General features: G+C 60.2%; 4 protein-coding genes. 2 read left to right on the forward strand and 2 right to left on the reverse strand.

Features of this window, described 5'->3' with window-relative positions; translation table 11 throughout:
- Nucleotides 1-52 precede the first annotated feature (52 nt).
- Both ACH2DG_RS20865 and ribD read right to left on the reverse strand, forming a co-directional pair.
- Nucleotides 53-1,882 (reverse strand): phospholipase D family protein, encoded by a 1,830-nt coding sequence (locus ACH2DG_RS20865; RefSeq protein WP_395028513.1) that lies wholly within the window; start codon nucleotides 1,880-1,882, stop codon nucleotides 53-55.
- Between the two features lie 597 nt (nucleotides 1,883-2,479).
- Complete coding sequence (ribD, locus tag ACH2DG_RS20870; RefSeq protein WP_395028519.1) at nucleotides 2,480-3,577, reverse strand: bifunctional diaminohydroxyphosphoribosylaminopyrimidine deaminase/5-amino-6-(5-phosphoribosylamino)uracil reductase RibD; 1,098 nt, start codon at nucleotides 3,575-3,577, stop codon at nucleotides 2,480-2,482.
- Nucleotides 3,578-3,661: 84 nt separating this feature from the next.
- Here ribD and ACH2DG_RS20875 point away from each other — a divergent pair, with 84 nt between their 5' ends.
- Nucleotides 3,662-4,273: a GspH/FimT family pseudopilin gene (locus tag ACH2DG_RS20875; RefSeq protein WP_395028515.1), complete on the forward strand. Its 612-nt coding sequence runs from the start codon at nucleotides 3,662-3,664 to the stop codon at nucleotides 4,271-4,273.
- Nucleotides 4,274-4,287: 14 nt separating this feature from the next.
- On the forward strand, nucleotides 4,288-4,589 hold a 302-nt coding region (gene pilV / locus ACH2DG_RS20880), incomplete at its 3' end, for a type IV pilus modification protein PilV (RefSeq protein WP_395028517.1).

Here is a 4,589-nt window from a genome sequence, read left to right on the forward strand (position 1 = left end):
CGGGCGCCCCGCAAAGCCACTGTCGCGGCGCGAGGAGATCGTAAACACGTTCTTACAGCATCGAATCCGGTGTAAACGGGCTGATGATCTTGAGCATCAGCCGCAGCGGCAGGCTGGTATCGGGCTCCGTGGTTTCGTCTTGCAACTGGCTACCCTGGGGTGCCTTCCACACCAGCCTTCCATCCTGCAACACCACATGCCAGGCGCCCGATTGCAGGCCGCGTTCAATCATGTCGGTGGCTTGGCGGGAGAGCTCGCGGCTGCGCACCAAAACGGCAATCTCGGTGTTCTGCAGTTTGGAGCGCTCGTCCAGGTTCATCGAGCCGGTCACGAACAACTGGCCGTCGAGCACCAGAATCTTGCCATGGAGCATGATGCGCTTGCCTTCGAGAAAGCTGTTTTGCCCGCTGCCCACACCAAAAGCGGCCCGCAAGGTGCTGTCGTCGCTGATGAGCTCGTACAGATCCACGCCACTGCGAAGCAACTCCTCGCGGTACCTGGCGTAGCCCACGTGCGCGATGGGCGCGTCGTTCGATGACAGCGAGTTGGTGAGAATGCGAACGCGCACGCCGCGCTCCACCGCAGCCTTGAACGCCGAGCGCATGTCTTCGTTGGGAACAAAGTAGGGCGAGACGACGAGCAAGTCCTTTTTGGCATACGCCAGCAGATGGATCAGGCCATCCACCACAGAGTCGGCAGCAGGCGGCGGCTGCCTCACCCCGCTGGTGGAGGCCCGAGAGGCGGCCTGCGCAGACCGCAGGCGCAGTTGGCGCAGGGCTTGGCTCTCCATCACGCCGGGGGCCGTGGTCATGGCTTCGCTCTTGCCATCTGAATCGACGGCGGGAATCTTGCTGGGTTCATCGGCAATCATCACGGCCCGCGCCCAAACCAGCGGGGTCGTCCGCAGATCCAGCGCCTGCATGTCCCATGCACGGGTGCGCTGCTCCGTGGAAATGCTGCCGCCTCGGGGTTCTCCATCCGGTGGCATGGGGCGTGTGCTGCTGGCGCTTGCGCTCAGGCCCGCGCCATTATTGCCAGCGCCTGCTGCGTCGCCGGCCTGGGACGCCAGCTGCATGGCCAGCAGCTGATCCTTGCTGATCAGCGATTGCACCGGGTAGGCGCGTTCGTTGTTCCAATAACGGTCAAAGCTGCGGGACAGATCCTTGACCACTGGCCCCAGGATCAGGACGTCCGTATCCAGGAAGTTGGAACTGTCGTCGTTGTCGAAATAGGAGTCGCCGAGGTTGCGCCCGCCCATCACACCCATCACGTTGTCGGCCAGAAACAGCTTGTTGTGCATGCGCTGCTGGGCGCGCTGAAAATCGGTTGCGGCATACCACATGCGGCTGAACGGGGAGTCGCGGCTGCCCATCAGTGGATTGAACATGCGCATCTCGATATTCGGCTCGAACGCCAGGCGCATCACCTGGGCATTGCGCCCGGTGCCATGAAAATCGTCGAGCAGCACCCGTACCCGAACGCCCCGGCGAGCCGCCTTGACCACGGCATCGAGGAGGCGGGCCGTGCTGGCATCGGCATGGATGGCGTAGTACTGCAGGTCCAGCGTCTTCTGCGCGCCTTGCACCAGTGCCAGGCGTGCGCCATAGGCAGCCTGGGCGCCGGCCAGAATCTGAAAACCCGAGGCTTCGGCTCCGGCCTTGTTCTCTGCCTGCTTGCGCTGGTAGGTGAGTGCCCCCAGGGTGGTGCTGGCAGAGGGCGACACGGCATGGGACATCGGCCTCTCCACCTGGGTGGGCAGCTTGGTGGCGCAACCTGTCAGCATGGCAGTTGCAATGGCGAGCCCCGCAAACCATCGCAGCGGCCGGGGTGCAGGCAGCGCGTGGACTGGATTGGCAGAAGAGGGCGCAGTATCAATGAACATGGTGAATGCGAAAACAGGCGGCAGCCCTATTGTGCGGGGCAAAACAGCGCACTGTGCATCTGGCAATGGTTGTAACGGCGGTGTCCGACGTTATTGGCCGGCGGTGTCTGCAGCGTGCGTCGCGCGCGTGCAACGGCACGGCGTTTCTTGCGCTGCGGGCTGGCTGGAGCCGGCCCGGTGGCCTAAGCTGGCAACCGCATGAGACAGCATGACCCATGCAAATCCGGAGGAGATCTATGCGAAAACCATACATTGCATGCACACTGATGGCCGCTTTCATCAGTGTGGCTCTGCTGGCACCCCACGATGCGTGGGCCGGCCGCAAACGAGGCACCACTGCCGAAACGCATGCCGCCAAAACCCATAAGGCGAAGCGCAGCAAGAACCTGGGGGGTGAAAGCGCCTCGGAACGCGACCGCCGCCTGCTGCGCGAATGCAAAGGCTTGCCCAATGCGGGTGCGTGCCTTGGGTATGCAAGCTAGGACGCAGCTCCTTAAAAACGCAGCCCCAGGCTGAATGGCTGAATGCGCGGCCGGTGCTGATGAGCGCCTGCAGGGTAAAACCGCTGCTGGCGCTTATGTGGCAAGCGGTTGCATGTCAAAAATCATAGTGACCGGAGAGGCGGGCGACAATGCGTCGATCGGCTCCGATGGTTGTGCTCTCCACCATCTCCACCTGCGGTGCATCTTGTAACTGTGCCAAAGCCATGCCGCCAAAGGCATCCTGGCCTTGGCCCAATAGCACAGGGGCCTGGTACAGCACCAGCTCGTCCACCAGCCCGGCCTGCAGCAAGGCGCCATTCAGAAGGCCGCCAGCTTCCACATGCAACTCGTTCACCTCCCGCTGGCCCAGATCACGCATCAGAGCGGGCAGGTCAATGCCTGCGGCATTGGCTGCGGGCAGGCAGACCACCACTGCACCGACGGCCTCCAGGGCCGCCCGGCGCCCGGCATCATTCTGCGCACAATAGATCAGCACCTGGCGTGAGGCGGCAAAGATGCGCGCCGTTGGCGGCATGCGCAACTGGCTGTCCAGCACCACCAGGCGTGGCTGGCGCGGCGTATCGACATAACGCACGTCCAAAGCGGGGTCATCTGCAAGCACGGTGCCAATGCCGGTAAGGATGGCACAGGCGCGGGCGCGCCAGTGGTGACCATCCGCACGTGCCGCCTCGCCCGTAATCCACTGGCTGCTGCCATCGGCCAAGGCCGTCTTCCCATCCAGCGACATAGCGGACTTGAGTCGTACCCACGGAGTCTTGCGCACCATGCGGCTGAAAAAGCCGATGTTCAAGTCGCGCGACGCCGACCCGCCGTTCTGCGTATCGCACACTTCCACAGCCACGCCCGCCGCGCGCAATCGCGCAAAGCCGTTACCCGCCACCAGGGGGTTCGGGTCTGCTACAGCCGCCACCACCTTGCTGACGCCGGCAGCGACCAATGCATCACAGCAGGGCCCGGTGCGCCCATGGTGTGAACAAGGCTCCAGCGTCACATAGGCCGTTGCGCCATGGGCGCTATGCCCGCGCGCACTCGCATCCCGCAGCGCCATCACTTCGGCATGCGGGCCTCCAGCCCGCTGGGTGTGGCCTTCTCCAATGACGCGGCCTTGCCCATCCACCAGTACGCAACCGACACGGGGATTGGGAGAGGTCAGGAAAAGTGCGCTGCCAGCCAGATCCAGCGCCCTGAGCATATGTGAGTTCACAAAAATCTATCTATTGATTGGTTAAGTCTCTATTGTGGCGCGTTTACTAATACAGCTTCCATCTGTCATGTTTTGTCCGCCACCCGTCATCCGTTTAACGGTTTATTTTTGCCCGCTACTACGCTTGCGGGCATGAGCTACTTATATCCACAACGCCATTATCAAGGCTTTACAGCCATCGAGTTGATGGTGGTTATTTCCATCATGGCAATACTGACTGCCTTGGCCGCACCCAGTTTTACCAGTCTGATGGAACGCTGGCGCGCTGTGCAGACCTTTGACGGGCTACAGTCAACCTTGTATTTCGCACGCTCCGAGGCCATTCGCCGCGGAGGACATATCACCTTGCGAAAAGAAGCCACCGGTACCAATGATTGCAATTTGGCAAATCGCTCCGATGAGTGGGACTGTGGTTGGTATGTTTTCAGTGATGCCAATGCGAACGGAAATTTTGATAATGAGGATACTCGTTTGCAAGGATTTCTAACGCCTCGAAATATTCAAGTCACCCGATCTGTAAGTACCGCATCCATCACATTTGATCGTTGGGGTGCGCCTAACCAACCCTTCGGTTTTGCCATTGTTCCTCAAGGAAAAAGCCTCTCAGACCCAGCAGCCATTGGCCTATGCATGAGTCAAGGGGGACGTGTCCGTAAAGTTCATACGGCAGATTTACCATGTTGAGATTGAAACCCGTCATGTTCAATGAAAAAACACGCCAGCGTGGTGTCACTTTGCTTGAATCACTGATTGCCATTGTTCTTGCTGCACTTGGCGTCATAGGAATGATCGGCATTCAACTGCGTACGCTCTCCGATACACAGAATACAGTGCGCCGTGAACAAGCGATTCGCCTGATTGAAGATTTAAGCGAACGTCTGAAAATCAGCCCGAACGCTCTGCAAAATCTGAATGGCTATATATCGAATTTTGCAAATACGCCCACGCCAAACAATTGCTCCGCAGGCTGCGATGCCGCAGCACAGGCTACAAATGATGT

Origin of the sequence: Comamonas odontotermitis (assembly GCF_040396735.1) — a bacterium.
Lineage (GTDB): Bacteria > Pseudomonadota > Gammaproteobacteria > Burkholderiales > Burkholderiaceae_C > Comamonas > Comamonas odontotermitis_C.

Coding starts and splice junctions, on each gene's coding strand:
- ACH2DG_RS20865 (WP_395028513.1), bottom strand. CDS start 1,882: ATGTTCATTGATACTGCGCCCTCTTCTGCCAATCCAGTCCACGCGCTG.
- ribD (WP_395028519.1), bottom strand. CDS start 3,577: ATGCTCAGGGCGCTGGATCTGGCTGGCAGCGCACTTTTCCTGACCTCT.